At 60.6% G+C, this 24,861-nt stretch carries 28 protein-coding genes and 1 pseudogene; 11 read left to right on the forward strand and 18 right to left on the reverse strand.

Annotation, left to right across the window (positions count from 1 at the left end):
* Positions 1-333: 333 nt before the first annotated feature.
* A complete protein-coding gene (locus tag AC0L2M_RS24535) occupies positions 334-507 on the reverse strand; it encodes an isochorismatase family protein (protein WP_353682583.1) in 174 nt (57 codons plus the stop codon).
* Between the two features lie 341 nt (positions 508-848).
* Here AC0L2M_RS24535 and AC0L2M_RS24540 point away from each other — a divergent pair, with 341 nt between their 5' ends.
* The 4 genes from AC0L2M_RS24540 (at position 849) to AC0L2M_RS24555 (ending at position 3,488) form a co-directional block, all read left to right on the forward strand.
* Positions 849-1,502: a TetR/AcrR family transcriptional regulator gene (locus AC0L2M_RS24540; RefSeq protein ID WP_198032817.1), complete on the forward strand. Its 654-nt coding sequence runs from the start codon at positions 849-851 to the stop codon at positions 1,500-1,502.
* Between the two features lie 199 nt (positions 1,503-1,701).
* Entirely contained in the window at positions 1,702-2,256 is a 555-nt protein-coding gene (locus AC0L2M_RS24545; protein ID WP_128174500.1) for an OsmC family protein, read from the forward strand.
* A gap of 48 nt (positions 2,257-2,304) precedes the next feature.
* Positions 2,305-2,451 (forward strand): hypothetical protein, encoded by a 147-nt coding sequence (locus AC0L2M_RS24550; protein ID WP_473507659.1) that lies wholly within the window; start codon positions 2,305-2,307, stop codon positions 2,449-2,451.
* 44 nt (positions 2,452-2,495) lie between these two features.
* Positions 2,496-3,488: a MalY/PatB family protein gene (locus AC0L2M_RS24555; RefSeq protein WP_473536116.1), complete on the forward strand. Its 993-nt coding sequence runs from the start codon at positions 2,496-2,498 to the stop codon at positions 3,486-3,488.
* A gap of 699 nt (positions 3,489-4,187) precedes the next feature.
* Here the strand turns inward: AC0L2M_RS24555 and AC0L2M_RS24560 are convergent.
* Positions 4,188-5,135 (reverse strand): homocysteine S-methyltransferase family protein, encoded by a 948-nt coding sequence (locus tag AC0L2M_RS24560; RefSeq protein ID WP_473536117.1) that lies wholly within the window; start codon positions 5,133-5,135, stop codon positions 4,188-4,190.
* Between the two features lie 243 nt (positions 5,136-5,378).
* On the opposite strand from AC0L2M_RS24560, the gene AC0L2M_RS24565 reads away from it, so the two are divergent.
* A complete protein-coding gene (locus tag AC0L2M_RS24565; RefSeq protein WP_473536118.1) occupies positions 5,379-6,032 on the forward strand; it encodes a TetR/AcrR family transcriptional regulator in 654 nt (217 codons plus the stop codon).
* 57 nt (positions 6,033-6,089) lie between these two features.
* On the opposite strand, the gene AC0L2M_RS24570 is transcribed toward AC0L2M_RS24565, so the two are convergent.
* The 8 genes from AC0L2M_RS24570 to AC0L2M_RS24605 form a co-directional block, all read right to left on the reverse strand.
* Positions 6,090-6,560: a YbaK/EbsC family protein gene (locus AC0L2M_RS24570; RefSeq protein WP_473536119.1), complete on the reverse strand. Its 471-nt coding sequence runs from the start codon at positions 6,558-6,560 to the stop codon at positions 6,090-6,092.
* A 15-nt stretch (positions 6,561-6,575) separates the two neighbouring features.
* A complete protein-coding gene (locus AC0L2M_RS24575; RefSeq protein WP_473536120.1) occupies positions 6,576-7,394 on the reverse strand; it encodes an MBL fold metallo-hydrolase in 819 nt (272 codons plus the stop codon).
* A 3-nt stretch (positions 7,395-7,397) separates the two neighbouring features.
* The gene (locus tag AC0L2M_RS24580) at positions 7,398-8,192 is read right to left on the reverse strand and encodes a TatD family hydrolase (RefSeq protein WP_473536121.1); all 795 of its coding nucleotides are present in this window, start codon (positions 8,190-8,192) and stop codon (positions 7,398-7,400) included.
* Positions 8,192-9,745 (reverse strand): methionine--tRNA ligase, encoded by a 1,554-nt coding sequence (metG, locus tag AC0L2M_RS24585; protein WP_023799204.1) that lies wholly within the window; start codon positions 9,743-9,745, stop codon positions 8,192-8,194. Before metG ends, AC0L2M_RS24580 begins: the two co-directional genes overlap by 1 nt.
* A gap of 80 nt (positions 9,746-9,825) precedes the next feature.
* The gene (locus tag AC0L2M_RS24590; protein ID WP_473536122.1) at positions 9,826-10,881 is read right to left on the reverse strand and encodes a DNA polymerase III subunit delta'; all 1,056 of its coding nucleotides are present in this window, start codon (positions 10,879-10,881) and stop codon (positions 9,826-9,828) included.
* Positions 10,878-11,549 (reverse strand): dTMP kinase, encoded by a 672-nt coding sequence (gene tmk, locus AC0L2M_RS24595; protein ID WP_128169057.1) that lies wholly within the window; start codon positions 11,547-11,549, stop codon positions 10,878-10,880. Before tmk ends, AC0L2M_RS24590 begins: the two co-directional genes overlap by 4 nt.
* A gap of 64 nt (positions 11,550-11,613) precedes the next feature.
* Complete coding sequence (locus tag AC0L2M_RS24600; protein WP_287173825.1) at positions 11,614-12,780, reverse strand: D-alanyl-D-alanine carboxypeptidase family protein; 1,167 nt, start codon at positions 12,778-12,780, stop codon at positions 11,614-11,616.
* Between the two features lie 209 nt (positions 12,781-12,989).
* Positions 12,990-14,213, reverse strand: coding sequence for a septal ring lytic transglycosylase RlpA family protein (locus tag AC0L2M_RS24605; protein ID WP_473536123.1), 1,224 nt, complete (start codon positions 14,211-14,213; stop codon positions 12,990-12,992).
* A gap of 857 nt (positions 14,214-15,070) precedes the next feature.
* Between AC0L2M_RS24605 and AC0L2M_RS24610 the strand changes: the two are divergent.
* Positions 15,071-15,643, forward strand: a pseudogene (locus tag AC0L2M_RS24610) (IS1634 family transposase); the annotation flags it as partial.
* 268 nt (positions 15,644-15,911) lie between these two features.
* On the forward strand, positions 15,912-16,613 hold the full coding sequence (locus tag AC0L2M_RS24615) for a TylF/MycF/NovP-related O-methyltransferase (RefSeq protein ID WP_473536124.1): 702 nt from the start codon (positions 15,912-15,914) through the stop codon (positions 16,611-16,613).
* Between the two features lie 285 nt (positions 16,614-16,898).
* On the opposite strand, the gene AC0L2M_RS24620 is transcribed toward AC0L2M_RS24615, so the two are convergent.
* Both AC0L2M_RS24620 and AC0L2M_RS24625 read right to left on the reverse strand, forming a co-directional pair.
* Positions 16,899-18,128: an RDD family protein gene (locus AC0L2M_RS24620; RefSeq protein ID WP_473536125.1), complete on the reverse strand. Its 1,230-nt coding sequence runs from the start codon at positions 18,126-18,128 to the stop codon at positions 16,899-16,901.
* Between the two features lie 116 nt (positions 18,129-18,244).
* On the reverse strand, positions 18,245-18,913 hold the full coding sequence (locus tag AC0L2M_RS24625; protein ID WP_473536126.1) for a recombinase family protein: 669 nt from the start codon (positions 18,911-18,913) through the stop codon (positions 18,245-18,247).
* A 304-nt stretch (positions 18,914-19,217) separates the two neighbouring features.
* Here AC0L2M_RS24625 and AC0L2M_RS24630 point away from each other — a divergent pair, with 304 nt between their 5' ends.
* Complete coding sequence (locus tag AC0L2M_RS24630) at positions 19,218-19,916, forward strand: cell wall hydrolase (protein ID WP_473536127.1); 699 nt, start codon at positions 19,218-19,220, stop codon at positions 19,914-19,916.
* Between the two features lie 327 nt (positions 19,917-20,243).
* Here the strand turns inward: AC0L2M_RS24630 and AC0L2M_RS24635 are convergent, their stop codons facing one another.
* The 6 genes from AC0L2M_RS24635 to AC0L2M_RS24660 are packed head-to-tail and all read right to left on the reverse strand — an operon-like array spanning position 20,244 to position 22,495.
* Complete coding sequence (locus AC0L2M_RS24635) at positions 20,244-20,780, reverse strand: hypothetical protein (protein WP_473536128.1); 537 nt, start codon at positions 20,778-20,780, stop codon at positions 20,244-20,246.
* A 3-nt stretch (positions 20,781-20,783) separates the two neighbouring features.
* Positions 20,784-20,990 (reverse strand): hypothetical protein, encoded by a 207-nt coding sequence (locus tag AC0L2M_RS24640; protein WP_473536129.1) that lies wholly within the window; start codon positions 20,988-20,990, stop codon positions 20,784-20,786.
* Complete coding sequence (locus AC0L2M_RS24645) at positions 20,987-21,169, reverse strand: hypothetical protein (protein WP_473536130.1); 183 nt, start codon at positions 21,167-21,169, stop codon at positions 20,987-20,989. Before AC0L2M_RS24645 ends, AC0L2M_RS24640 begins: the two co-directional genes overlap by 4 nt.
* Positions 21,166-22,026, reverse strand: coding sequence for a hypothetical protein (locus AC0L2M_RS24650; protein ID WP_473536131.1), 861 nt, complete (start codon positions 22,024-22,026; stop codon positions 21,166-21,168). Before AC0L2M_RS24650 ends, AC0L2M_RS24645 begins: the two co-directional genes overlap by 4 nt.
* Complete coding sequence (locus AC0L2M_RS24655) at positions 22,026-22,208, reverse strand: hypothetical protein (protein WP_473536132.1); 183 nt, start codon at positions 22,206-22,208, stop codon at positions 22,026-22,028. Before AC0L2M_RS24655 ends, AC0L2M_RS24650 begins: the two co-directional genes overlap by 1 nt.
* Complete coding sequence (locus tag AC0L2M_RS24660) at positions 22,205-22,495, reverse strand: winged helix domain-containing protein (protein ID WP_473536162.1); 291 nt, start codon at positions 22,493-22,495, stop codon at positions 22,205-22,207. The genes AC0L2M_RS24655 and AC0L2M_RS24660 overlap by 4 nt, the downstream gene beginning before the upstream one ends.
* Between AC0L2M_RS24660 and AC0L2M_RS24665 the strand changes: the two genes are divergently transcribed.
* From AC0L2M_RS24665 to AC0L2M_RS24675, 3 genes are all read left to right on the forward strand, one after another.
* On the forward strand, positions 22,391-22,738 hold the full coding sequence (locus tag AC0L2M_RS24665; RefSeq protein WP_473536165.1) for a hypothetical protein: 348 nt from the start codon (positions 22,391-22,393) through the stop codon (positions 22,736-22,738). The two genes, AC0L2M_RS24660 and AC0L2M_RS24665, sit on opposite strands and share 105 nt — an antisense overlap.
* 97 nt (positions 22,739-22,835) lie before the next feature.
* The gene (locus AC0L2M_RS24670) at positions 22,836-23,597 is read left to right on the forward strand and encodes a hypothetical protein (protein WP_473536133.1); all 762 of its coding nucleotides are present in this window, start codon (positions 22,836-22,838) and stop codon (positions 23,595-23,597) included.
* The gene (locus AC0L2M_RS24675; protein ID WP_473536134.1) at positions 23,594-24,799 is read left to right on the forward strand and encodes a tyrosine-type recombinase/integrase; all 1,206 of its coding nucleotides are present in this window, start codon (positions 23,594-23,596) and stop codon (positions 24,797-24,799) included. The genes AC0L2M_RS24670 and AC0L2M_RS24675 overlap by 4 nt, the downstream gene beginning before the upstream one ends.
* Positions 24,800-24,861 lie beyond the last annotated feature (62 nt).

Genomic DNA, 24,861 nt, shown 5'->3' on the forward strand with positions numbered 1-24,861 from the left:
TCTGGCAACGACAACGCGAAGGGCAGGGTGCGGCCCTAAGCCGCCATGTCATCAACCTAAAAGGGAATGATGTAGTGCATTCACAGCGGCAGGGCGATGACGACTTGGGGCCGGATATACGATGGGTGATTTGCTCCAATTTCTCGGTGACATGCTGGGTAACTTGATATCGGGCAATCGTTCGAAGTCGAAATTATGCGATGGTTGGAACGCGCCGTCATTGCAATTGTAGTGGGCCTGATCCCGCTTGTGCTTTATCGGATGTACTCGTGATGATGACCGCAGTCGGTGCCTTTCAGACGTTCATTAGATTGCGCGAGAGGTTTAAGGATCTCAGAAGCAGTCGCTATTTTGGCTATCTAGCCGTTCATGTAATGCAGGGAGGCGCGCGTGCTCTGCGTCGTAAGAGCCGACGCATTCTTCGGCCAGGACCACCCGGAAATCCCGTTGATAGGCGTCCACCGCAGCCATGCGGATGCAGGCGTGCGTATTGACGCCGCATAACACCAATTCACCGACGCCCAATTCCGCCAGTAGCTCGTCAAGCCCGGCAAACGCATTACCTCAGGGGGCATCGCTTTCGTGGCAACAATTTCATTTGGGCTTGACAGAGGGCGATCGCTCTCCTATCAACCGACTAGTAGGTAGGTTAGAGAGTCAAAGTTCATGCTGGCGGGACAATCCGATTGAACACCTGGAACGAAAGACTGGGCGCGCTGGTCAAGCGGGTCGGCGGATTGGCAAAAGCGACCCCGCCGGTTACGAGCGCCTTCCATAAGGTGGAGGCCGCCACGCGAGAGAGGGGCCTATGTCTATTCCTCCCGCGCGCTCGAAGCCTATGAGCAGCTTTGATCGAGCGATCGGCTGGCTGCGCGCCGACCGGTAAGGTGAAGCAATTGGAACGGCGCGCGCCAAGAGGCGAGGCGGATGGAAAGACCATGGCAATCGGAACACGTGATGCACTGATAAAGACCGCGGAGGGTCTGATACGGACCAAAGGGTATGCGGCCTTCAGTTATGCGGATCTGGCCAAAACGGTGGGCATCAGCAAGCCGACCATCCACCATCATTTCCCCGCCAAGGAGGATCTCGGGACCGCCATCGTCGAAGCCTATATTGATCGGGTCCGGCGTGACTTCGATCGGATCGAGGCCGAGAACGGTGGCGTCATCGCACGTCTCGAAGCCTTCTTTACAATGTTCCGGAAGAGCACCGAGAGCGGGTTTTTGCCCTTGTGTGGTGCGCTGGCCGCGGAAATGTCGGCGCTCCCGGCTGGGCTGCAAAAGATGACCAAACGCTTCTTCGACATTCAGCTCAAGTGGCTGAGCGGGATTATCGAGCAGGGAATAGGCCGCGGCGAAATTCCGCTCGGGTGCGGCGCCAGGCAGAAGGCCTTCATGCTGTTAAGTTTGCTGGAGGGTTCCAGCTTCATCGACTGGGCAACCAAAGACGGCGATGTCATCGACGACGGCATCATCCGCCTCATCATCGAAGGGACCTGAGAACGGGCACGCGCTCGGGCCCCGGGATTCGGTGAACTGCGGCATTCATTTCCCCATGGAAGCCAACCAACTAGTCGGGTTGGAGCGGCAACGACAAAGTCTGTGGTGACCATAAGGGCTTAACAAGGCGGCTACCCGCCGCCTGGGAAAACGATCCTCTTCCACCATCACTCCACATCCAGAAACAAGGACATCTCACATGACTGACAATCCCAATGGCATCGACGTTACCGCCCTGCAGCAGTTCGCAATGGGGGTTGCCGAAGACCCGTCGAAGCGCAGCGCGCGGTTCAACGTCAAGACGAAGTGGGCCGGCCAGACCCGCTCCGTCGCGACCGTCAGCCACTATTCGCTGGGCGGTTTGGAGCATCAGCGCAACTTCGAGATCGCCGCGGACGAGCCGACCGAACTGCTCGGCCAGAATTCGGCGCCCAATCCCCAGGAGCTGCTGATGGCGGCGCTTAATGCCTGCCTGACCGTCGGTTACGTCGTCAATGCCGCGGCGATGGGCATCACCGTACACAGCCTCGAGATCGAGACCGATGGCGAACTCGACCTTCGCGGTTTCCTCGGGCTCGATGAGAGCGTCAATCCCGGCTACGACGAGGTCAGCTACGTCGTTCGCCTGACGACCGACGCCCCGCGCGACCGGCTGGAAGAACTTCACGCCGTCGTCACCAGGACATCGGTCAACCTGGCGAACTTCTCAAAGGCGATCCGGATGGTCTCGAAGCTGGAGATCGTCGAGGCCTAGGTCCCTCCAAGCCAACCTTCCTGTCGACACCGGGCGCCCGCAACTACCATGAGCAAGCTATTCACCTCCTGCGACCTGTCGGGCGCCACCCTTGCCAATCGCGTCGTCATTGGCCGTCCAATGTCGGCCGGCCCTCCGAACATGATGGCGGCAATGCCGTCGCTCGCAGTCCTGTTGATACTGGCGCACCCATGACCTTCGACTTCGACCGCATCATTCCACGCACCGCGACCAACGCCGTGGCCGAGGACGGTTTCGAGAACTATCTGTTCGGCGGCGACGCCGATTTGAAGTTGCCAGTCCCTCGATCTGAATTGATCTCGATGTGGGTCGCGGACATGCAGTTCGCCGCGCCGCAAGCTGCCCTCGATGCAATGACGGAACGGCTGGCGCACCCGATCTTCGGGTACACGATGAACATGGGCGACGAACTCTACGACGCGTTCCATCCCTGGTGCGTCGAGCGATACGACTGGCGCTTCGAACGCGAGGCCTTGCAGGTGTCGCTGGGCGTTATCCCGGCGCTCTATGCGCTTGCGGAGTATCTTTGCGCGCCAGGAGACAAAATTCTGACCCTCACGCCCGCCTATGGCTATTTCCAGCGCGCAGCCGTTCAGACCGGCCATGAACTGGTGTCATCCGCGCTCGTCTTGAAGGATGGGCTTTATGAAATCGACTTCGTCGATTTCGAGGCGAAGGTGAAGGACCCGTCTGTCACGCTGTTCTTCCTGTGCCACCCACACAATCCAACCGGCCGCGCCTGGACGGAGCACGAACTGCGCCGTGTGGGCGAATTCTGCTTCGCCAATGCCGTTCGTGTGGTGTCGGACGAAATTCACGCCGATTTGTTGCGTCGGGGCAAACGGCACCTCCCGCTGGCGAAGCTGTTTCCGGACAGCAAGGACATCGTCACCTGTATGGCGGTCAGCAAGACGTTCAACCTCGCTGGACTGATGCTCGCGACCGTCATCATCCCGGATCCGTCGCTTCGCGCGCAGTGGCGCGAGCGGCACTATCCGTTCGTCAATCCGATCAGCCTTGCCGCGGCGGTCGCGGTTTACACCGATGGAGGTGCGTGGCTGGACGCGCTACGCACCTATCTCGACGAAAACTTTCGGATGGTTGCGGCCTTCCTTGGCCAACATCTGCAACAAGCCCGCTTCAAGATCCCCGATGCGACCTATCTCGCTGGGTCGACTTGTCGGCCTATTTCCCACGGCCGATCAACCTGACGCGCTTCTTCCTGGAAAAAGCAGGCGTCGTACTGGAAGGCGGTGAGATGTTCGTGTCGAACGGTGGCTGCCATGTTCGCCTCAACATCGCATGCCCACGGCCAGTGCTGTCGAGCGCCCTCACGCATATACATCAGGCGCTTGCGGGGCGAGGGACCCAACCAATCAACGCGGATGCAAGGCCGTTGCGGTAACCCCGAAGATCGCTTCGGCGGAAGTTTCGCGTTTTGCCGACAGAGCGGAAGGCACCGGCCTGTTCGGCTGGGGGCCTTGTGCTCGGCCTCAGTCGCCGCATGCATGGTGGTCGGGATGTCGCCGGCGTCGATGCAGCAGACCGGCTTGCCGTGCCGGGATAGGTGCTGCCGTGACCGGCTCCGAAGATCACCGCACGGGCGTGTGGCCATTGGCGAGACGATCGGGGAAGCCGAGAAAGGGAGGCGGTCATTTTGATGGTCTTGAGGATTTCGGTGCTGTAGGGGACGAAATCCTACGCTAAGCCGATCGACGCAAAAATCAGAGAGGCTTTCCGTCGGTTCACGCTGAGAATTCCACCCATCAGAAAGTCGCATAAGATAGATTATGGAACTGATGTGCGTTGTGATTGCGTTGCTTTTCGGCCCAACCGCAGTTCCTTGTTTCCTTTGGAACCAGCGGAACTGCGGTTGATGGCGTTGCGCCTCCTGCGACGCACACAAGTTCCTACGCCGCCTGTGGCACGCAGGCCTCGCAGATCGCCGCGACGTGCCGGTGGTCGGTGCCGCAGCAACCGCCCAGGATGCGCATCGTCGGAAACGAAGCTGTCAGCCTGCTGTAGCGCCGCCCGAGATCGTCCGGGTCGCCCGCGTCGAGCGTTTCCGATTCATCCAGTTCGGCATGGCTTTTGGTTGAAGCGTTCGCCTTCACGCCATAGACGCGATCGAGCCAGCGCTCGCCCTTGTTCAGCGCCTGCATGAAATGCGTCGGATGGGCGCAGTTGATCATATAGTAGGCCGGCGCACCGTCTGTCGCGTCGTCGACCCTGTCGATCGCCTCGCCGAGCGCCATGCCGGTCACCAGCTTGCCGTCCGTCTCCACGGTGAACGAGATCATGCACGGCATGGCATGCGCCTTGGCAGCCCGCGCCACGCCGATTGCCTCGTGGAAATTGGTGAGCGTATAGGCCGCAACCATGTCGGCCTCGGTCCGCGCGAAACTCTCGATCTGCGCCGCGTGATAGGCTTCGGCCTCGCTGGCGTCCATCTTGCCGGCTTTGTAGCCGTCGCCGCGCGGCCCGATCGCGCCGCTGATGACGCACGGCGTTTCGGCGGTCTCGAACTCATTGCGCAGGTCGAGAAGAAGCTCGATCGAGGCCTCGTTGACGGCCCGCAACGCTTCCGGCCCGTAGCCGAGCAAGGTTCCCCAATCGGGGTTGGCTCGCCACGTCGGCGTGTCGAGGATGAAGCCGGTCCCGCTTCTGCGCGCAATGGTCAGATAACGGACGAAATATTCCCTCAGCTTCTGCCGGCCTTCAGGCGTTGCCATCAGCGTGAATGAAGCAAAGTGCGGAAGGTCGAGGCCTTCGTGAAAGATGAGGGTCGTTTCCATGCCGCCATCGCTCAGGAATGTTCTATTGGCGAGTTGCGGCAGATTCTGGCGGTACTTGGCCATGTTTGTCTCCAGTGGTAAGATGACACCGTGCCGCCCTGATGGCGGCCGGTTCGCAATAGCCAGGTTTTAGCAGTACGTGCCGCCGGTGCGGTAGAAGGCTTGTGGTCCGGTACTCCACCGAAGCGGAAACCGCAGCATTTACAGACGGATAGCCGCGCTGGGCCGGTCATATTGCTATCGGTGCCGATGGTGGCGGGTGTGAAAACCATACCGCCGGTACAGTAGATTTGAGGGCATTCGGTCATGCGCAAAGGTGCGGAAACGCGCGAACGCATTCTGGAGATCGCCGAGGCCTCGGTGCTCGCCAAGGGGTTCGGCGCGACTTCCATCGAGGAGGTGATCGCCGAAGCCGGCATCACCAAGAGCGGCTTCTTCTATCATTTCAAGGACAAGAACGAACTCGCCCGCGCCTTGATGCTGCGCTACGTCGCGGAGAACGATCGCATCTTCGATGATGTGTTTCACCGCGGCAGGCAATTGTCCGATGATCCGTTGCAGTCGTTCCTGATCACGCTCAAGCTGCTTGCCGAGCTGATGGGTGACTTGCCGAACGGCCACCCCGGCTGCCTGATCGCGACGTTCACCTATCAGGAGCGCCTCTTTGACCGCACCGTTCGCGACATCGCCGCCGCCGCGGTCCGCTCCTGGAACGGGCGGTTTCGCGATGCGCTGAACGAGATCGCGGCCGTTTATCCTGCCCGCAAGGGCATGGACCTCGACGACGTCGCCATCATGTTCTCCTGTGTGATCGATGGCGGCATCATCATGTCGCGCGGGCTCGGCGACCCGCGTGTCCTCGAACGCCAGATCCTCGCCTTCCGCAACGTCGTAAAGATGTTGTTCGCGCCGGCGGCGCCCGAAATCATGCAGCCGCCCACCGCCATCGCCGCCGAATAGAGTGCGCCGGGCGGCGCTCGCTTCAGCCCCCGAGGCTGCGTATCAGGCGCGTCCGATTCAGACTGCCAGCTTCGCCACGACAGCCTGCGCTGCCCTGATCATTGCCTGTGGCTCGGCGGCGAACACCGCGTCGTGCGCGCCGGCCGCTGCCCAAACACGATCGAAACCGAGCAGCGTTTCGTCGGCGAACGCCGGGATTGCAATCAGATGGCCGATCGGCGCCACGCCGCCGATTGCAAATCCAGTCTCGTCGCGGATCTGCCGCGGGTCGGCGCGCTTCAGCAACTCGCCGGCCAGTGCTGCAGCCTTGGCTAGATCGAGCTGGTTGGAGCCGGAAACCAGGAAGAGAAACAGCTTTCCGCTGGTTTCTCCCTGGAACACCAGGGATTTGACGATCTGGGCGACTGTGCAGCCGCATCGCGCGGCGGCTTCCTCGGCGGAGCGTGTCGAGGCGCCCATGCGCCTGATTTCGATGTCGAGGCCGGCATCGGCCGCTGCCCTGGTCACACGATCAATGCTTCCGGCCATGAAGAACCGAACCTATCATGCAGATTCATAAGGGATTTCGATCGTCATGCCGTCATAGGCCGGGTCGACGTCGGCCGGCGTCTCGGCCATCACCGCAGCGTAGTCGAGCGGCACATGCATATGCGTCAGTACGGCCTTTTTCGGCGCCAGTTTTTCGATCCAGCCGAGTGCCTGGCCGAGCGACAGATGGCTCGGATGCGGCCTGTATTGCAGCGCATCGATGACCAGCACGTCGAGATCGCGCAGCCGTTCGGCGGTGGCGTCGGGGAAATCACTGACATCGGGGCAATAGGCGAGGCCGCCGATGCGAAACCCAAGCGATATGATGTCGCCATGGATCTGCGGCAGCGGCTCGAGGGTCAGGGCACCCCCCTCGCCTTCGATCACCACCGGCCTGGCATGGTCGATGATATGGGGCTCGACAATGGGCGGATAGGAACTGCCTAACGGTGTTTCGAAACAATAGCCGAATGCTTCCCGTAACCGCAGCATGGTCGGCTGGTCGGCGTGGATATCGATCCGATGACGCTGCTCGAGCACGAAGCCGCGCAAATCGTCGATGCCGTGGATGTGGTCGGCATGCGGATGCGTATAGACGACCGCATCTATGCGCCTGACTGAAGCCAGCAGCATCTGCGCGCGGAAATCCGGCCCGGTGTCGATGACGACTGTGGTCCTGTCGCCGTTTGCCGCGATCCGCTCGATGAGCGCTGAGGTGCGCATGCGCCGGTTCCTCGGGTTGGCCGGATCGCAATCGCCCCAGTCCCCGGTGATGCGCGGCGTGCCCGGCGATGAGCCGCAGCCGAGAATGGTGAGGCGCAGCCGGTCGCTCATGCGTCAAACGCTCAGCGCGGTCGGGCGCGGCATCTTGCTGAACAGCCGGAAGAAATTGTCCGTGGTGACAGCGGCGATGTCAGCCTCGCTGACGCCGATCGTTTCGGCCAGCACCTTGGCCGTATGCGCGACATAGGCCGGCTCGTTGCGCTTGCCGCGAAACGGGATCGGCGCCAGGTACGGCGCGTCGGTTTCGACCAGCAGGCGGTCGTGTGGCACATCGGCGGCGATGGCGCGCAGCTCGGCCGAATTCTTGAAAGTCACGATGCCGGAAAAGGAAACATAGCCGCCGAGCGCCACGCCGATCTCGGCCAGCCTGCGCCCGGACGAAAAGCAGTGCAGGACGAAGGAGAAGGCGCCCTTCCCTGTTTCGTCCTCGAGGATATCAGCCATGTCGCTGTCGGCATCACGCGCATGGATGACCAGAGGCAGGCCCGTCTCCCGCGCTGCCGCGATGTGCGTGCGAAAGCCCTGAGCCTGCGCGTCGCGCGGCGCATGATCGTAGAAATAGTCGAGCCCGGCCTCGCCGATCGCCACCACTTTGCGATGCGCGGACAGCCGGGCAAGCGCCTCGACAGTCACGTCCAGTTCCTCGGCGGCGTTGTGCGGATGGGTGCCGACCGAGCAATAGACTTCGTCGAAAGATTCTGCGATCTCAAGTACTTGCTGAAATTTTTTCACACGCGTCGAGATCGTCACCATGCGACCGATTCCAGCGGCCAAGGCGCGGGCGACGATGGCCGTCCGCTCCTCAGCGAAATCCGGAAAGTCGAGATGGCAGTGACTGTCGACCAACATCAGATGTTCGCGTCCGGCTGCTCGACGTAACGCGGAAACACGCCCTCCGGCGCGGGCAAGGCAACCCCCGATACCAGCGCATAGTCCGCGTGGACATGCGCGAAATCGCGACGGTCCTGTGGCACAGCCAGCAGGTCGAGCAGCTTGGCGGCCGACCCCGGAATGAAGGGCTGGCACAGCAGCGCCACGCGTCGGACGACTTCCGCGGTCGTCCACAGCACCGTTTCCATGCGCGCCGGATCGGTCTTTCTGAGCGCCCAGGGTTCCTGCGAGGCGAAGTAGCGATCGGCCTCCGCCACGACGCCAAAAATCGCCGCCAGCGCCAGATGGATGGCCTGCTCCGCCATCATCTTGCGTGCAGCAGCAACCGCCTCCACCGTCTGGTCGAGGATCGCCCTGTCGGCCTCCGCCAGATCGCTGCGTTTCGGCACCACGCCGCCGCAGTTCTTGGCGATCATCGACAGCGAGCGCTGCGCCAGATTACCAAGGCCGTTGGCGAGGTCGGCATTGGTGCGGTTGACGATGGCCTCGTGGCTGTAGCTGCCGTCCTGGCCGAACGGCACCTCGCGCATGAAGAAATAGCGTACCTGATCGAGGCCGTAATGCTCGATCATCGCAAACGGGTCGACGACATTGCCGACCGACTTCGACATCTTCTCGCCGCGGTTGAACAGAAAGCCATGCGCGAATACGCGCTTCGGCAGTTCGATCCCTGCCGACAGCAGGAAGGCCGGCCAGTAGACGGCATGGAAGCGGACGATGTCCTTGCCGATGACGTGGACGTTCGCCGGCCAGAAGGACCATCTGTCATCGGCCGCATCCGGATAACCGGCAGCCGTGATGTAGTTGGTCAGTGCATCGACCCAGACATACATCACATGCTTGTCGTCGCCCGGCACCGGCACGCCCCATTTGAACGTGGTGCGCGAGATCGACAGGTCCTTCAGCCCGGATTTGACGAAGCTGACGATTTCATTGCGCCGCTCCGCCGGTCCGACAAATTCGGGGCTGTTCTCATAGAGCGCGAGCAACCTATCCTGATAGGCGGAAAGGCGGAAGAAATAGCTCTCTTCCTCGGTCCATTCGACGGGCGAGCCGAGCGGTTCGCGACGGACGCCGTCGTCGCCGACCTTGGTTTCGGCCTCGTCGAAATAGGCTTCCTGCCGCACCGAATACCAACCGCTATAGCGGTCGAGATAAATGTCGCCATTTTCCGCCATGCGTGTCCAGATCGCCTGGCAGGCCTTGTAGTGGCGCTCCTCGGTGGTGCGGATGAAAATATCGTTCGAACAGCCGGTCGCTTCAAGCATCGAGCGGAAGATCGCCGAATTGCGATCGGCAAGCGCTTTCGGCGTCAGGCCTTCGGCGTCCGCCGTCTGCTGCATCTTCAAACCGTGCTCGTCGGTTCCCGAGACGAAGAAGACGTCCTTACCGTCGAGCCGCTGAAAACGGGCCAGCGTGTCGCTGGCGATGACATTGTAGGCATGACCGATATGTGGCTTGCCGTTCGGATAGAAAATCGGCGTCGTGAGGTAGTATTTTTCGCGTGACATGAATGAACCGTCATGAATGTCTGAATGAAAGATGTCGGTGGATATCGCATCGAAACGGCGATTGCCATCCCGATGGGCCGTCACATTCGCATTGCAGAATTCAGGCGGTCGATCATGGTCAAGGCATGCTGCTTCTTGTCGAGATTGTAGGTGTCGGTTTCAGATATAGCGTTCAAAGCCTCGTGCCAAGTGTCTGACAGCGTTTTGGCCCGCGCCAGATCGCCCGCCAGCGCGGCCTGGCTTGCGCCGGTCGAGAGCAGGTCGAGCGCACGGCGATTGAAAATATCGAACTGGATCGCCCGGTCGCGCCCGGCGACCGCCTCGGCGAGGCGATAGGCGCCGGCAACATCGCTCTTTGCCGCTGTCGCCAGGGCGTCGAGCGTCTCGGCGATTTCCAGCCCGCCATACTGCGTCAACAGGATTGCGGTGCGGGCGCTGCCCCCTGCCCGCTTGGCCAGTGCCGCGCGCGCCGCGGGATCGTCCGGAGGCGGTGGTTCGACGCTTTCCAAAACCGTCATCAGGCTCTCGGCATCGAGCGGCGTCAGCCGCACCATCTGGCAGCGTGAGCGGATGGTCGGCAGCAGGCTGCCCGGCGCATGGACGATGAGGATGAACAAGGTGCGTGCCGGCGGTTCTTCAAGATTCTTCAGCAAGGCGTTGGCCGCATTGGTATTCATGTCGTCGGCCGGGTCGACGATCACCACCCGGTAGCTGCCGTCATGCGAGGTCAGCGACAGGAAACGGCTAACCTTGCGGATCTCGTCGACGGTGACGACCGTCTTGAAACTCTTGGTCTTGTCGTTCGGCGGGCGGGTCAGATGCAGCACCGAGGGATGCGCGCCGGTGGCGATCTGGCGAAACAGCGATGACGCCGGATCGGGAACGGCAAGGACCTCCGGCGCCTGTTCGAACGCCGGATGCTTCAACAGATTATGCGCCAGATGAAAGGCGAGCGTCGCCTTGCCGATGCCGACCGGCCCGACAAAGATCAGCGCATGCGGCAGCTTCCCGGAGCGATAGGCTGACGCCAGCATGTTCGCTGCCTGGTCATGTCCGACCAGACGCGGCGTCTCGGATGGCTCCGGTACCCCGTCAAGCGTGTCGTGCTGTTCTGGTGCGATCCGTTGGAAAATCATCCCGGCGCCTGCTTCCTGTGCCTCGGCGTCATCGTCTCCAGCGCCGCGAACACGGCGCCGGTGACGACATTCTCCACCGTGTCGGGGTCGGCGGACGCGTCGATGACGATGCAGCGCTCGGGTTCTGCCGCGGCGATCGCCAGAAAGGCTTCGCGGCGGCGCTGGTGGATATCGAGCGTTTCCTTTTCGAAGCGGTCGGCGCCGGCATCGGTGCCCCGCCGTGCAGTGGCGCGCCGCAGTCCTTCGGCCGGGTCGACATCGAAGATCAGCGTCATGTCGGGCACCATGCCGTTGATGGCGACCTTTTCCAGCGCGTCCATGAAGGCTGGATCGAGGCCGCCGGTGACGCCCTGGTAGACGCGCGAGGAGTCCATGAAGCGATCACAAAGCACGATCGAGCCCCGCTCGACCGCCGGCCGGATGACCTGCTCGACATGGTCGGAACGCGCGGCGGCGAACAGCAGCGCCTCCATCCTGGGGCCGAATGGCTCGGCAGCGCCGGAAAGCAGTACATGCCGGACCGCCTCTGCGCCTGGCGAGCCGCCCGGCTCGCGCGTGACAAGGACATCGTATTGCTTGGCGCGCATCTTGCCGGCCAGGCGCTCGATCTGCGTCGACTTGCCTGCCCCTTCTCCGCCTTCGAAGGTGATGAAGAATCCGCTCACCAAAGCCTTTGTCCATGCTGCGGGACCGTAATAGTCCTGACTTGAGAAAAGGTCCACGCCGCGCCCGCTAACGCAGCCAGCCGACCGCCAGTTCCTTGGCGGCATCGAGCGCGCGTTGCGGCAGCGAGCCGACGCCAACCGTTTCGGCGGCGAAAAGCGGCGTTTCCTGGCTCAGCGTGTCCCCGATCCAGACCCGCAGCGCACCCACCGGTTGCCCCTCCTCCACGGGGGCTGCAACCGGTCCCTCATAGACGATTCTGGCGGTCAGCTTGTCGCGGTTGGCGATCGGCAGGAAGATGACCACGGGCGCTTTTGCCTTCAGCGCCACGCCGGATTTCGCGCCGCCGAAAACCTGGGCCTCGCCGACCACCTCGTCCTTGGCGAAAATCTCGGTTTTCTCAAAGGAACGAAGGCCCCAGTCGAGCAGCTTTCGCGCTTCTTCGGCGCGCTCGCGGTCGCTTGCCAGGCCGCTCATCGCCGCAATGACCCGCCTGCCACCTTGGCTGACCGAGCCGACGATGCCGAAGCCGGATGCCTCGCTCCTGCCGATAGCCAGGCCGTCGGCGCCGATATCCATCGCCAGCAGCGGGTTGCGGTTCCTCTGGGTGATCTTGTTCCAAGTGAAGTCCTTCTGGCCGTAGTAGCGATAAAGGTCCGGGTACTCGCGCCAGATATGCAGGGCCAGGAGCGCAAGCTCTCGAACCGTCGTCTGCTGACCATCGGCCGGCAGACCGGTTGCATTGACGAATGCCGATTTCTCGAGGCCAATCTGCCTTGCACGCTCCGTCATCTCAGTCGCGAAATTCGCCTCCGACCCGGCAAACCCTTCTGCGATGATGATGCAGCCGTCATTGGCTGCCTGGACCGTCACGCCCTGGATCAGGTCTTGAAGCCGGATCGTCGACTTGAGTTGGGCAAACATCGTCGACGTTCCGGATGGCGCGCCGCCGGTGCGCCATGCGTTCTCACTCACCACGTATGTATCGTCGAGCGTCACGCGCCCCGATTTGATGGCGTTGAACACCACTTCCATCGTCATCAGCTTGGCCAGCGACGCCGGCTGAATCGGCCTGTCGGCATCCTTGGAAAGCAGCACCGTTCCGGTTTCGGCATCGATCATGAAGGCCTGCGCGGCCTTGGTTTCGAAAAGCTGCGCCGTGGCCGGAGCCAGCGAAAGCAGCAGGAGGCCAAAACCCAGAAGCCCGGCGAGAGGCGCGGCGAAGCGAAATTTCATGAGAAGTTCGACCTGTCAGCCGGTAGTTCCGGGCAAGCTCTAAAGCGCGTCGCGTTCGACGACCTCACGCGACGCGCTTCAGGTTGTTGTTTCATGCATGTCGTTGTCGCAAAACCGCTGCACACTTTTGCGCGACATGCATTATCAGGCTTTGTCCCGGCCGAGCAACCGCGCGATGGACAACCGGCCAAAACTTCAGGTTTTGCCGGTCAATTCCGAACCACGAGCGCGTCCGGCGCGCCATGCGACCATGCCGCCTGCAGCATCTCGTCCAGGCTGCCATGGCCGTCCGGATAGAGATTGACCGAATACCAGTCCTTGCCCTCGAATTCGGAGCGCTGGATTTCGGTCTTGCCGAAGCCGGAAAGCTGGGTTGCCACCTGCTGCGCCTCGGCGGCATCCTCGAACGAGCCCGCCGCGATATAGTCCGTGGGCAAAGCGGCCGTAGGAACTTGCCGCTTCCACGATTGCAGGATTTCGGCGGGCCCGGCGCCATCCATCGCGGCAAAGACAGTGGAGGCGCGCTGCACGCGTTCGTTGGCGTAAGACAGCGTCGCTACCCTGAACGGCGATTGCGGCGGCAGATTGATCTGCGGCCGTTCCGGTACGATCGGCCCGAAATCGGGCAGCGTCACACTGCCAGCGGCCGACGTCTGCGCTGCCACGACAGGCTGTGCCGATGCGGAATTCGTCAACTGGCCGGGAAAGGCAGCGGCGGCGGCCAACGCCGTGCTCGGCGATGGTCCGTTCATGGCGATCATGACGCCGGTGGGCAGGCCGTCCGACGGATCCGGCACTCTGTTGCCTGGATTATAGGAGGCCATCAGATACTGTTCGTCATTGCCGTGAAGCGGCGCCCGTCCGACATATTCGACCTTCACCTTGGCCGTGCCGATATTGGCGTAGTCGAGCATTTCGGCGGCCCGCTTCGACACATCGATGATGCGCCCGTCATGGTAAGGACCGCGATCGTTGACGCGCACGACGACCGAGCTGCCGGTCTTCAGATTGGTGACGCGCGCATAGCTCGGCAGCGGCATTGTCGGATGCGCGCCGGTCAGATGTGTCATGTCGTAGACTTCGCCGTTGGCGGTCAGCCTGCCGTGGAAGGCTTCGCCATACCAGGAGGCAAGACCCTTCTTGGCGTAGCGCTTGTCTTCCTTCGGATAATACCACTTGCCGCGCACTTGATAGGGCTTGCCGAGCTGATCGCGTCCGCCGCCACGCTGCAGGCCCGACATCTTGAAGGTAACGCGCGGGCTGGCTTTTACGCCATATTCGGATTCCGAAAAATATTCCTTGGAGCGAGGCTTCTTGTTGACCATTGTCTTCGGCTGTGGCGGCGCCGCGCAAGCCGCCAGCAAGGCAGCCGACAAGGCACACAACGCGAAAGCGGAAGCGCGACGAAGACGCGGGCGCGTCGTGCTTGGCATTTTTCGATTGTCCCCTCTCAACAAAGGCGCCGCGACTTGACCGTCGGCCGGGCCAAAACCTACCCGACAATGCCAGCGCCGCCTTGATTCCCAATCCCTTGTGCACAGGAATTGTTTATCACCGTATTAACCGATTATGGTCGGAACCGGGCGAGATTGGGCACAAGCCGTCCCGGCGATCGCTGTGAGAAATCACGGCGTTTCGAGCTTCGGCGCAGCGCTGCTCGTCCTGCTCAAGCCCGCCGCCAAGCACCCGTGCCCTGCGCTTGGCAGGAACCGGCAACAGCCGGTTGACAGGACTTCGTTGGGCGCACTAGAGCAATGAAGCGCGAACGATCTCCGAGGCGTGCCCACAGGGTACGCGTTGAGATCAGGACGAGCATCCAGGTGCTTGAAAAATCACGATGGAGGATGGCCGAGCGGTTTAAGGCACCGGTCTTGAAATTCGGTGCCAGCCATCCCAAGCCATATCGCAGCGTCCCTGCAAAGCCTTCTCTAGCAAGGGTTTGAAGACTCGCCAGCGCCGTTTGTGCCACGTCGTCCCGTCCGATACCGTAGCGTTGCGTTGCAAAAAGCGTAGCAGCACGTTCTTAGCCTGTTCCCCAAACGATGAAGCCCGCCACCATGAGGCAGCGGGCTAACTGGGAATTTCGCGTTGAGACGTCAGGGGCGCCTCTTGCGGGGGCGAAGCTTTTGAAGTTCAGTCTGCGCAGGGGGAATTCATCATGCGCAAACGCCATATCTTCGCGGTTTGGTGCTCACTAAAGGCGGGCGGGACGACAATCTGGTCGAAAAAAAGGAAGAAGCCAACGCATTGACCCAGTCCAGGGCACTTTATGGCTTCTACACAGCGGAATCGCGACGAGCAGGGCCGCGCGCAGAAGCGGACCTTGGCCAATCTGAGCAAGCTGCCTGGGGATGTGATCGACGCTCTGAAGGCGTTGCTGAAGGGCGGGATGGTGATCGGCACCGGACCGGACGCGCTGGAGATCGAGCGTTCGCTGCCCCACGGCCATGTTGCGGCGGCGCTTGGGACGATCCGCAAGATCGCGCTGGACCGGCTGATTTTGAGCACGACGAAGGATGCGGCATCGCGGCGCCATTGCGATCTGGTGGTTGCGATGATGGTCGACCGGCTGATTGCGCCGCGCTCCAAGCTTGGGTTTGTGCGGGCGGTGGATGAGGAGACGGCGGCCTCCAGTCTGGGCGCGGTTCTGGGCTTGGGCGAGGTGAAGGAGCGCGCGGCCTACGAGGCGCTGGACTGGCTGCTCGCGCGTCAGACGCGGATCGAAAATGGCCTGGCGCGGCGGCATCTGGAGGACGGGGTGCTGATGCTCTATGACGTCAGTTCATCCTATTTGGAGGGCCGCTGCTGTCCGCTGGCGCATTATGGCCACAGCCGCGATCACCGGGGCGACCGGCCGCAGATCGGCTGGATCGGCCGCGCCGACGTCCTGCGTCGCGTGGAAGCCCCGAGTGCCCTAGGGAACTGCCGAACGGTTCGCATGGACGTATTATGTCAACGGATGCCGTGCCGGCACCGCAGCCGCCGAAGCGCAGGCCCAACCCTCTGCTCTGGGTTCCTTTCGGAATCGGCGCGGCAATCATGCTCATTGGCGGCGCCATCGCGGCGCTGGGAGCAGGCGTGCTCTGGCTTGGTAACGTTCTGATCGATTGGGTCGAAAGCAGGGGCGAAGGTTGAAAGCCGTTGTAAAGACTGCGCTCGGCAAGCTTGGGTTAGAGCTGCGCCGAACGCCGAAGGCCACTCCCCCACCCGTTGAGTTCTCCGAAGAAGACGAGCGGGTTTTTGAACACGTCCGCGAACATAAGCTCACCATGTGCAGTAAGGAGCGCTTGGCGGCAACGATGCTCGCGTGCCGATATGCCGTTAGGCTTCAAGGCGATTTCGTGGAATGTGGAACGTGGCGCGGCGGGCAGGCCATCGCTGCAAAACGAACGTTCGAAAATTTGGGATCTGACAAGCGCACATTCGTCTTCGACACGTTCGAGGGAATGACCGAGCCCGGTGAGAACGATGTCGGCGCGGAGAACGCGGGCAAGTGCGACGCGTCGCTCGCCGAGGTGCAGCGCAATTTCAGGCTCGCAGGATGCGATATGCTTGGCGTGAAGTTCGTGCCGGGCGACGTCCGCCAGACGTTATTGGATGAAGGTAACCTACCCCAGAAGATCTCCGTGCTTCGCCTGGATACCGATTTCTATGATTCGACGCTTGTCGAGCTTGAGATTCTTTATCCACGGCTCGTCAGTGGCGGCATCCTGATCCTTGACGACTTCGGTCATTGGGAAGGTGCGAAGAGGGCCGTTGAGCATTATTTCGGCAAGGAGATGCCGTTCCTCATCCCTTCCGACTACACTGGCCGGGTCGCGATCAAGCCCTAACCGAACAGCCTGCCAAAGAAGCCGCTCCGCGCCCGGCTAACCGCCCGCGCGTCGCGTGTTTCGCACCGCTCGACGATGGCGCGATGGTGCTTTGGTGCCGATGACCTGCCACGGTAATTTCCTCCGGCTTTGATTAGAGTCCGTCCTTCAATCAGGCCGAGGCTCTAATTGCGGCTGGATGAAAATCCGGTGGCAGGTCACCGACACGGGCTTGGAGGGTGATTTGCTAAAAAACATGCTGTCGACGCCGGCCGGCACGGGCAAGCCTCATGCTGGCCCGGCATTTTAAATGGAGGAAAACGCGGCCTCGACGAAGTCCCTGCCAAAAGTCGCATCATCGACCTTTCTGCCACGTGAGAAAACCAACGTCCGCCAAGCATCATCCCCGTCGATGGTGATTGTGATTTGGAGGCTAACGTTGGTATCCACCTTTGACGACCCGTTGGCCCGGAGCGCTGGACGACCACCAACAGTGACAGGTTTCCACTCTGTGGCGACCGTAAAGTTTTCCGAGATAGCTTGCTGGATGGCCATCGCGTAAACCAGCGGCGACATGTCGCCAGAGCTTAGGTTCTCGTGGCCAAATAGCGCTTCTGCAAGCAAGCTGTCCGACACAAAGTAGTAAATCTCACCACTCTCGGCTTTGATGTTGGTGGGTTTCCACCTGCCAGAGAGTTGCGTCGATCGGAGGGTTATCGGATTCCGCCAAGTGAATGATGCAAGCTCTGCCCGGTCCTGTTGGTCCGAGTATGCCACAAGCGCAAGCGTGCCCCCGACCAGACCGAGCAGCACCAGCACACCTAGCAATTTGCGGAAGATGGAAATATGCCGCCCTTCAACCCTGCCTCGTCCTAAGTCGTAGCTAGTTGGTTGGCCGGCAGCTACCTTCTTGTATTGGGAAACTTGCGTAAACAGCGCGATGAAGGGAATGCCTAAAGCGAAGCCTTGGGCCCAAACTTGAAATTCTCTTTTCAGGAAGAACCTGAACGACCCTTGCTGAGTAAGGTTTCGGACCTTGATGCCGAATATGGCTTTGCCTATCGTGTTGCCAAGGGTGGCCGTACAAAGCGCAAGAAGGAACATTGCAACAGGTAGGGAAATCAGCCCAACGACGCTGTCGTTAGCACTGATCAAGGCGATGAAGGCGGCGGGAAAATAGAGACCAAGCATTAAGCCGGCAGAAAGCATTACCACTATCGTGGCGAGCCAAACATCAAGGGTTCTGGCAAAAAATCGCAACCAAGGCCCGGCCAACGGCTGCTCTTGCAGTATCGGACGGCTCGCGCTTTCGGAGTTCGCGATGACCGGCGGAACAGGGGAAGACCCCGGCAATGGCGGCGGTTTCTTGAGAATAAGTGCTAGCAGCGAAGGCACGTCCGAAAGTCGTGCCCAATTGTCCATTTCTGAATTCCAGACCAGCGTTCCCACGCTAATCTTTGCGTCTGCAATCAACGCCGCCATCTCATCATGCGACAAGGGGCCAATGTGATCCAAATCTCTCGCGTAGTACCACATTAGCGCCCCTCTTGCCTGAATCCATCAGGCGCCAAGTACTTCATACTTGCAAGAGCTTCGCAGTCTTATGGTTGATGATATTACATGTTCTGGCGGCATGAACCTGGCCAGCGCCTTCAGACCACATTACGCTTTAAAATATCGCTGATCTGCGTTGCCGCCCATGTGCCACCGCGAGCCGTCGGGATACCCCGCGCGTTGAGGGCGGCGGCCGTATTCCGCATGGATGCGCCCGTTGCTTGAATTTCTCTGATAATGGGCAGGACGTTGGATGCGAAGCCGTTGGCAATGGCCGTACGGCGCTCTGCAGCGGCTTCCTGGGCCTTGCGGATCTGCGGATTGCCGAGCTTTACGCCACGGGCCTTGACGGCTGCGAGCGCGTCTTTCGTGCGCTGTGAAATCATGGCGCGTTCCTGTTCCGCAACGGCTGCATAGATGTGCAGCATGAAAGGCGATACGTCCGCGCCCAGCTCTGCGACGATGAACGGCGTCCGCTTCGCCATAAGAGCCGAGATAAAGGCCACATCACGGGACAGCCGATCGAGCTTGGCGACGACAACCGCGCAATCGTTGCGCTTGGCATCAGACAAGGCAGCTGCGAGTTGGGGGCGCTTATTCAAAGCATCCGCGCCTTTGCCCGTCTCGACTTCCTGAAATTCGGCGATCAGCTCTAAGTCTTCGGCTTCAGCAAATTTTGCAATCGCAACCCGCTGCGCTTCGAGGCCAAGACCCGACTTGCCCTGCTGTGCTGTCGAAACGCGGATATAAGCGACGGCCCGTTTCATTACCTGTGTCCCTTTCTGTTATGTAAGGACACTATACGTCTGTTTAGAAAACTTACAAGTTACTAGCTGAAGGTTATCTCTTCCCAGTTGGGCACCGCGCCCCGCTCGTCAAGTTAACCCAGTTCCCGGCGCAAGCATGTGTAGCCGAAGAGGCCTCCCAGTCCGGCCCATCTCAATTTAAGATATTGATTTAAAAGACTTTACGGGCGCTCCCCGCCCAATTCCCGGCGCAGCATCTAGCCGACGACCCCGTCATAGGTCCCGCGATCGTGGGCACCGCCGAACAAAAAGGACGGGTTCGCTGATGACTATCAAATCCCTCGTTGCCTGCCTTGTTACCTTGCTCTTCATCATCGCCTCGGCATCTCCCGCTGGCAACGCAGCCGGGAGTATTCCTTCGATCGAGCGCCAAGCGCTCGTCTGCCGCCCCGGCTCAACATATCCGGCTCCCGTGGCGGCGGGGAATATGATCGTTCTCACCCCGACGGACGTCCCCAACCTGAAGAAAATCGCCTCGACCGAAGTCGTCGCGTCTCTGAAGGGCGAGGCTTTCACCGGCCAGACCCATGCCGTGATAGATACGGTTCTCAACCGCCTCGCCTCCGGGAAGTGGGGCGACACCGTCGCCAAGGTGGGCAACGCCCGCTGGCAGTTCTCGGGCATCAACTCGAACCTGCGGACGGCCTACGGCTCGCTCGAGAAAATGCCGGGCCGCCACATCAAGGCGACGGTCGCCCGCGAGGTTGATCGCTGGCTGGCGGACCGTGCTGCCGGCGCCGAGTCCTCGGTGGGCAACCACCTGAATTACCTGAATCCTCTGTACTCCTCGGCCAAGAGCCTCAAGGGGTGGGGACGGGCAGTGGTTCAGCAGGCGAAGAAAGAAGGCTTGGTCTTTGGCGCTGGGCGGGCCAAGCACTATCACGGGACGTCCGCCGACAACGAACCGTGGCGGCCGGGCAAATTCCTGATCGCGCTGGAGGAGGGGCCCGCCTTTAACGGCTGATTAACCGCCGTTCAAGGTGGTGCGGATCGGCTTTCTGTCCATGGCGCGGGGTGCAGGCGGGCACCGCCGCCCTCCTATTTCTCAGACAGATCATCGATCGTCTGCCGACATATTCGCGCCATTGCCTGAACAATCGCCAAGGCTGCCATTGTGCGTTTCGTCCTGCCTCCGTTGCGATAGTTGCCGTTCCGCTTGCCTTCAGGTGCGCCACCGCCCGCACCGTGCATGCGACAGACTGCGCTGCCCCTCACCGCTGGCGATCGACACTGGCAACCCGTCCGCTTCGACCGAGCATGACACCGAGGCGCTAGGTTCATGAGGTTGACGTTATTTTTTTCGGTCACCCTGCCCCCCATGCGAGACGTTGCCGACAATAGCTTGGCCGCCTTCGTTCACCGTGACGTGCTTCACGGTGACGTGCTGCTGGCCGCCCGTGCGGTATTTCTTTAGGGCTTCGACCTGGGCCGCGAATGTCCTGGTGAGCTTGTTGAAAGCACGTTCGGCGCTGTCTTGCTGCGGGATAGTTTCGCAGTGAGCAAGGCGGCGGGCGAACGTCATTGTCGCCATGTGCACAGCAGCCATCTGCGATGCCAACATAGCTTCGATCTGATCCTGCGGTTCAATGCCTCTCACGATCGAGGCAACGAAGGCCGTGCCCTTATCGTCTGGCGTTTTACCGTGGCTGCCGACATTAACCAGCTGGTGCAGGAAGCCATTGATGAAATCCTCATCCGATGATCCGAAGGCTTTCTGGGCTGCCGTATGGTCGATAGTGACGCTGCTGCCGTCGATCTTTAAGAGGCGCGACGGCCTCGATTGGTGCGCGTTGTCGGGCGTGGGAAGGATTTTTGTTTTTGCCGTCATGGATTAGGCCGCCAATATTTCACGGATGCAATGAGCGGCATCTTGCCCTTGCAGGACAGGAACTTTGCCGTGGAACAGCATTTGCGGTTCCTTGTTCAGGTGATCGGCATGGACGCCCTGCTCGTTCCGCCGACCATCGAGAATGACCCAGCCTTGTTCGCCATCTTGCCAGCGCCCGGTCATTGCTAAGGCTTCGTTGCCTTTCTTCATGCCTGCCTCCGCACGGTTTGCAGAGCCACCACGTCGCCGGGATTGTTTGGCAGGGCGAGCATTCGCTCCCGCCACATGCGCCTAGCGATATAGGGAAGAGCGCTGATCACAACGGCGGTCGGCGCCGCCGAGGTTTCGGGCTCTACGATAACCGCTAGCTGCTGCGGTTCGCGGTTCATGCTACTGCCTCCCGATGCTTTTCGATGTCGGCCGGTGTCAAATTCCCGCTCATCAGCTTGGTTCGGAAATAGTTGATCAGACCTGGGCGGTTTTCCTTGCCGTCGAACAGCGACACCAAAAGGTTGACCGCTTCCTCTTCAGTCCGCGGAACCGGGAACGGGCATTCGCGACCCAAATCAGAAAAGACCTCAGATATCGGGTTAGTCTTCCCTTCAGAGCTAAAATCTCCAAGGTATGCTCTAAGATAATTGGGGTCAGAAATTGGTATCCTGTCGTCCCAAATTTTGGCACCCTCTAGCGCTTGGGGGGTAACAGTTTTTGGTACCCTTCCAGCTTTCCGGTCCGCATTACGTCTCCTTTCGTTCTCTTTCCGGATCGTGTCATCCTCACGAAGTTTTTCGCGGGCTTCGCGTATGTGCATTTGAACAGCATCCCGGCGGGGATTCTCAATGCGGTACAACCGGCAACCGTCTGCGGTCTGGCCCACGTCGACCCAGTATTTGAGTTCGATCATCAACCGACGAATGTTGCCGACTGTGGTCTTCGAGCGAATGCCCGCCTCAGCCATCATCGAAATGTTCGATAAATAGGCGACCGTAGGCTTAAGCGTCCTCTCATCCACCGTGACGTAGCGAGCCATCGCAACGATGGCTCGTACGGCGGCATCTGTTAGTTTTGGGTCGGCCGCGGCTGTTTCGTATAGCTCAAACTTGAAGGCGGCGAGTTCGCGCGTCGCCTTCGCATAGAGGGTTTCCGGCTTTCCATTCCGGAACTCGATTACTTCTCCCTCATCGGAAACATGCTCAGGCGGGTAGTCGCGCCCCTGGGCTTTGGACGTAGAGCGGAGCAAGGCCATCACTGCGCCCTCGCCCGGATCAGGGCCGCTTGCCGACAGACCTCGACAGCATCCTTGAGCGGTAAGGCGAACCGTTCCTGCAACTGCGGAATTATCGCTTTCGCGCGATCCGCCGATCCGGTTGCCAGCCACTTGGCCGCGAGATCGACGGGGTTTGCGAGCTTTTCAGCGGCGGCGCTCATGCGGCTGCCGCCACGTCTTGGAGGATAGACACTTTGGAGTGGAGCACATATCGCGCATGATGGCCTGGGAACTGGCCCCCAGGTCCTTCGTGGACAGTCTCAATGCCGAAGCCGAGAGCCCTCGCTTTGAAGACGTAATCTGACCAGCGTAGCCCAGGGTGCGTAATAGGCGTGCAGCCTCGTTGGCCGGCGTCGATCAACTGTTTCATCGCCCAGGCTACGCGGCCATCAAGGCGCATCGTCTGACCATCGGGCTCGATTCTCACAAGCAGGGAAAATTTCTTCATGCCGCGGTTTCCTTGCCGCGTTCGGCTACCCCGCATTCGAAGCCCGAGTTGAGCAGCTATCGGCGCCACCGGGACGACAATCTTGCCGCCGATCCTGATGGTTCCGAAGTCTCCCCGTTTCGCAGCGTCGTAAGCTGCGTTTCGGCCGAGCCGGTAGAAGACCTTGCCGGCCGTCTGCACGGACACGGTGGCATGGGTGAGCGCTTCGTCCAGTGTCATTTGTTCCTCTTCCATTCACTGTAAAGATACCAAATGTGTGTAATAAACGTTTTTAATCCCGCCCCGTCTTGCTTGCAACCGTTTTGTGTGTATTTTTCTCACAAAACTGTGAGAAAATTGCATGGCAAGACCTAAGCTCGGCAAGGGCGATAGCGAGCGTTTGCAGATGGTAATCAGCAGCGAAGAGCTGGAGGCCATCGAGGAGTGGCAACATCAGAACCGCATCCAAAGCAAGTCGGAAGCGATCCGGCGTCTCTGTCAGCTCGGGCTGTTAGTCGACATCGAGCTTGAGCAAATCGTCGATATTTCGAGCGACGGTATAAAGATCCTAGCAGACCAGTCGGTCGAACTGCACGCTGTTTACCGGCGGCTCGTAAGCCCCGAGAACAAAGACCTGCTGTTCGGCCAAGACGAAATAAAGGACATCTTCACGTTGGCGAGCGACCACGCAGAAGTCGCCTCGGAGGGTGTTCTCGCCATCCAACACTTGGTTGTCACGCTGTACAACATGATCGGCGACATCGTGCAGTCGCGGACGCTGAAGGGCGGCTTGCGAAAGTCTGAAAAGCATGTGGAAGCGGCCCGTAAACACGTGGAGGAGATCGAGCGACGGAACGAGATACGACGCCAAAATCGATTCCTCGGGATCCTCTACCACCGCGAGGACACGCCAGAGGAAGTTGCACGCTACGAAGCACTCTCGGACGACGAGCAGGAAAACTATCTGGCTGCCCAGATCCAGCAATTGGCTGAAGAAGAGGCGGCGGACCCGCAAGCCTTCGCCGAGCAGTATGGTATCCCGCCGCCCTTCTGGGACCAGTCGGGATGGGCAACCCGGTTGCGCCGGCTCTATAAGACCAAATACGGAGAAGGATCGGAATGAAAGGCCATATCCGCGAGCGCAGCCCCGGCCATTGGGCAATCGTACTCGATGTCGGCGAGATCGACCCGAAGACCGGCAAGAAGAAACGCAAATGGCATAGCTTCAGCGGGACGAAGCGCGAGGCGCAGAAGGAATGCTCTCGCCTAATCACGATTCTTGACCAAGGGCTCTATGTCGAACCCACCAAGCAGACAGTCGCCGAGTTTCTTGACGAATGGCTAGGTTTCATCAAACCATCGGTCGCTCCGAAAACGCATGAGAGGTACGCCGAGATTTGCCGGAAGGGACTGGCGCCGCTCATCGGCAATGTGGTTCTGTCCAAGCTGAAGACCGACCGGATAGACGCGGCCTTCACCACAGCGCTGACGACGCCGCGCGTCGACCATCGCAAGAAGAAGGATGGGGAACCGACTGCGCCCCTTCCGCCGCTGTCGTCCCGTACCGTCCACCACTACCGCCGCGTGCTTATTAAGGCGTTGGGCCAGGCGGTGACTTGGGAAAGGCTGTCGCGCAATCCGGCGCAGGCGACGACACCGCCGAAGGTCGAGCGGAAGAAAATGCTTGCCTATGACGTGGGCCAGACGGCCATCTTGCTTGAAATGCTCCGACCGACGCGCATGTTCATCTCGGTTCTGCTCGCTGTGACGTGCGGATTGCGACGCGGCGAGATCCTGGCGTTGCGCTGGGACCATCTCGAACTAGGCGATAACCGCCGGCAGGTATCCGTCGTGGAGAGCGCCGAACAGACTACAGAGGGTGTCCGCTACAAGGAGCCGAAGTCCGGCAGGGCGCGGACCGTGGCGCTGTCGGCCAGCGTCGTTGCCGAGCTGAAGGCGCATTGCATTCGGCAAGCCGAGGAACAGCTCCGGTTGGGGCTGCGGCCGGACGGTGACAGCTTCGTGGTTGCCCAGGTCGACGGCTCGCCATTGCAGCCAAGGTCGCTTACGCATGAGTGGGTGCGCGTCTTGGGAAAGACCGCCCTGCCCCGCATCCGCTTTCATGACCTTCGGCACACCCACGCCACACAGTTGCTATCGGCCGGCGTTCATCCAAAGGTCGCCAGCGAACGCCTTGGGCACTCAACAATCGGAATCACGCTCGACCTTTATTCGCATGTTATGCCCGGCATGCAGGCCGACGCGGCAGAGCAAGTTGACGCGGCGTTGCAGGCGGCTATAAGCAGCGAGCGAAAAGGCAAATAGTTGCAAAGCGCGTAGCAAAGGGCATTTTCAGAACCGCTGATAATTCGAGATAGCTCAAAGAA

The sequence above is a fragment of the Mesorhizobium sp. WSM4806 genome (assembly GCF_055811635.1).

Coding starts and splice junctions, on each gene's coding strand:
- AC0L2M_RS24645 (WP_473536130.1), bottom strand. CDS start 21,169: ATGAACCGCGAACCGCAGCAGCTAGCGGTTATCGTAGAGCCCGAAACC.
- AC0L2M_RS24655 (WP_473536132.1), bottom strand. CDS start 22,208: ATGAGCGCCGCCGCTGAAAAGCTCGCAAACCCCGTCGATCTCGCGGCC.
- AC0L2M_RS24565 (WP_473536118.1), top strand. CDS start 5,379: ATGCGCAAAGGTGCGGAAACGCGCGAACGCATTCTGGAGATCGCCGAG.
- AC0L2M_RS24640 (WP_473536129.1), bottom strand. CDS start 20,990: ATGAAGAAAGGCAACGAAGCCTTAGCAATGACCGGGCGCTGGCAAGAT.
- AC0L2M_RS24560 (WP_473536117.1), bottom strand. CDS start 5,135: ATGGCCAAGTACCGCCAGAATCTGCCGCAACTCGCCAATAGAACATTC.
- AC0L2M_RS24545 (WP_128174500.1), top strand. CDS start 1,702: ATGACTGACAATCCCAATGGCATCGACGTTACCGCCCTGCAGCAGTTC.
- AC0L2M_RS24570 (WP_473536119.1), bottom strand. CDS start 6,560: ATGGCCGGAAGCATTGATCGTGTGACCAGGGCAGCGGCCGATGCCGGC.
- AC0L2M_RS24575 (WP_473536120.1), bottom strand. CDS start 7,394: ATGAGCGACCGGCTGCGCCTCACCATTCTCGGCTGCGGCTCATCGCCG.
- AC0L2M_RS24580 (WP_473536121.1), bottom strand. CDS start 8,192: ATGTTGGTCGACAGTCACTGCCATCTCGACTTTCCGGATTTCGCTGAG.
- AC0L2M_RS24600 (WP_287173825.1), bottom strand. CDS start 12,780: ATGAAATTTCGCTTCGCCGCGCCTCTCGCCGGGCTTCTGGGTTTTGGC.
- AC0L2M_RS24590 (WP_473536122.1), bottom strand. CDS start 10,881: ATGATTTTCCAACGGATCGCACCAGAACAGCACGACACGCTTGACGGG.
- AC0L2M_RS24625 (WP_473536126.1), bottom strand. CDS start 18,913: ATGAAACGGGCCGTCGCTTATATCCGCGTTTCGACAGCACAGCAGGGC.
- metG (WP_023799204.1), bottom strand. CDS start 9,745: ATGTCACGCGAAAAATACTACCTCACGACGCCGATTTTCTATCCGAAC.
- AC0L2M_RS24675 (WP_473536134.1), top strand. CDS start 23,594: ATGAAAGGCCATATCCGCGAGCGCAGCCCCGGCCATTGGGCAATCGTA.
- AC0L2M_RS24550 (WP_473507659.1), top strand. CDS start 2,305: ATGAGCAAGCTATTCACCTCCTGCGACCTGTCGGGCGCCACCCTTGCC.
- AC0L2M_RS24630 (WP_473536127.1), top strand. CDS start 19,218: ATGACTATCAAATCCCTCGTTGCCTGCCTTGTTACCTTGCTCTTCATC.
- AC0L2M_RS24605 (WP_473536123.1), bottom strand. CDS start 14,213: ATGCCAAGCACGACGCGCCCGCGTCTTCGTCGCGCTTCCGCTTTCGCG.
- AC0L2M_RS24670 (WP_473536133.1), top strand. CDS start 22,836: ATGGCAAGACCTAAGCTCGGCAAGGGCGATAGCGAGCGTTTGCAGATG.
- AC0L2M_RS24660 (WP_473536162.1), bottom strand. CDS start 22,495: ATGAAGAAATTTTCCCTGCTTGTGAGAATCGAGCCCGATGGTCAGACG.
- AC0L2M_RS24650 (WP_473536131.1), bottom strand. CDS start 22,026: ATGGCCTTGCTCCGCTCTACGTCCAAAGCCCAGGGGCGCGACTACCCG.
- AC0L2M_RS24620 (WP_473536125.1), bottom strand. CDS start 18,128: ATGTGGTACTACGCGAGAGATTTGGATCACATTGGCCCCTTGTCGCAT.
- AC0L2M_RS24635 (WP_473536128.1), bottom strand. CDS start 20,780: ATGACGGCAAAAACAAAAATCCTTCCCACGCCCGACAACGCGCACCAA.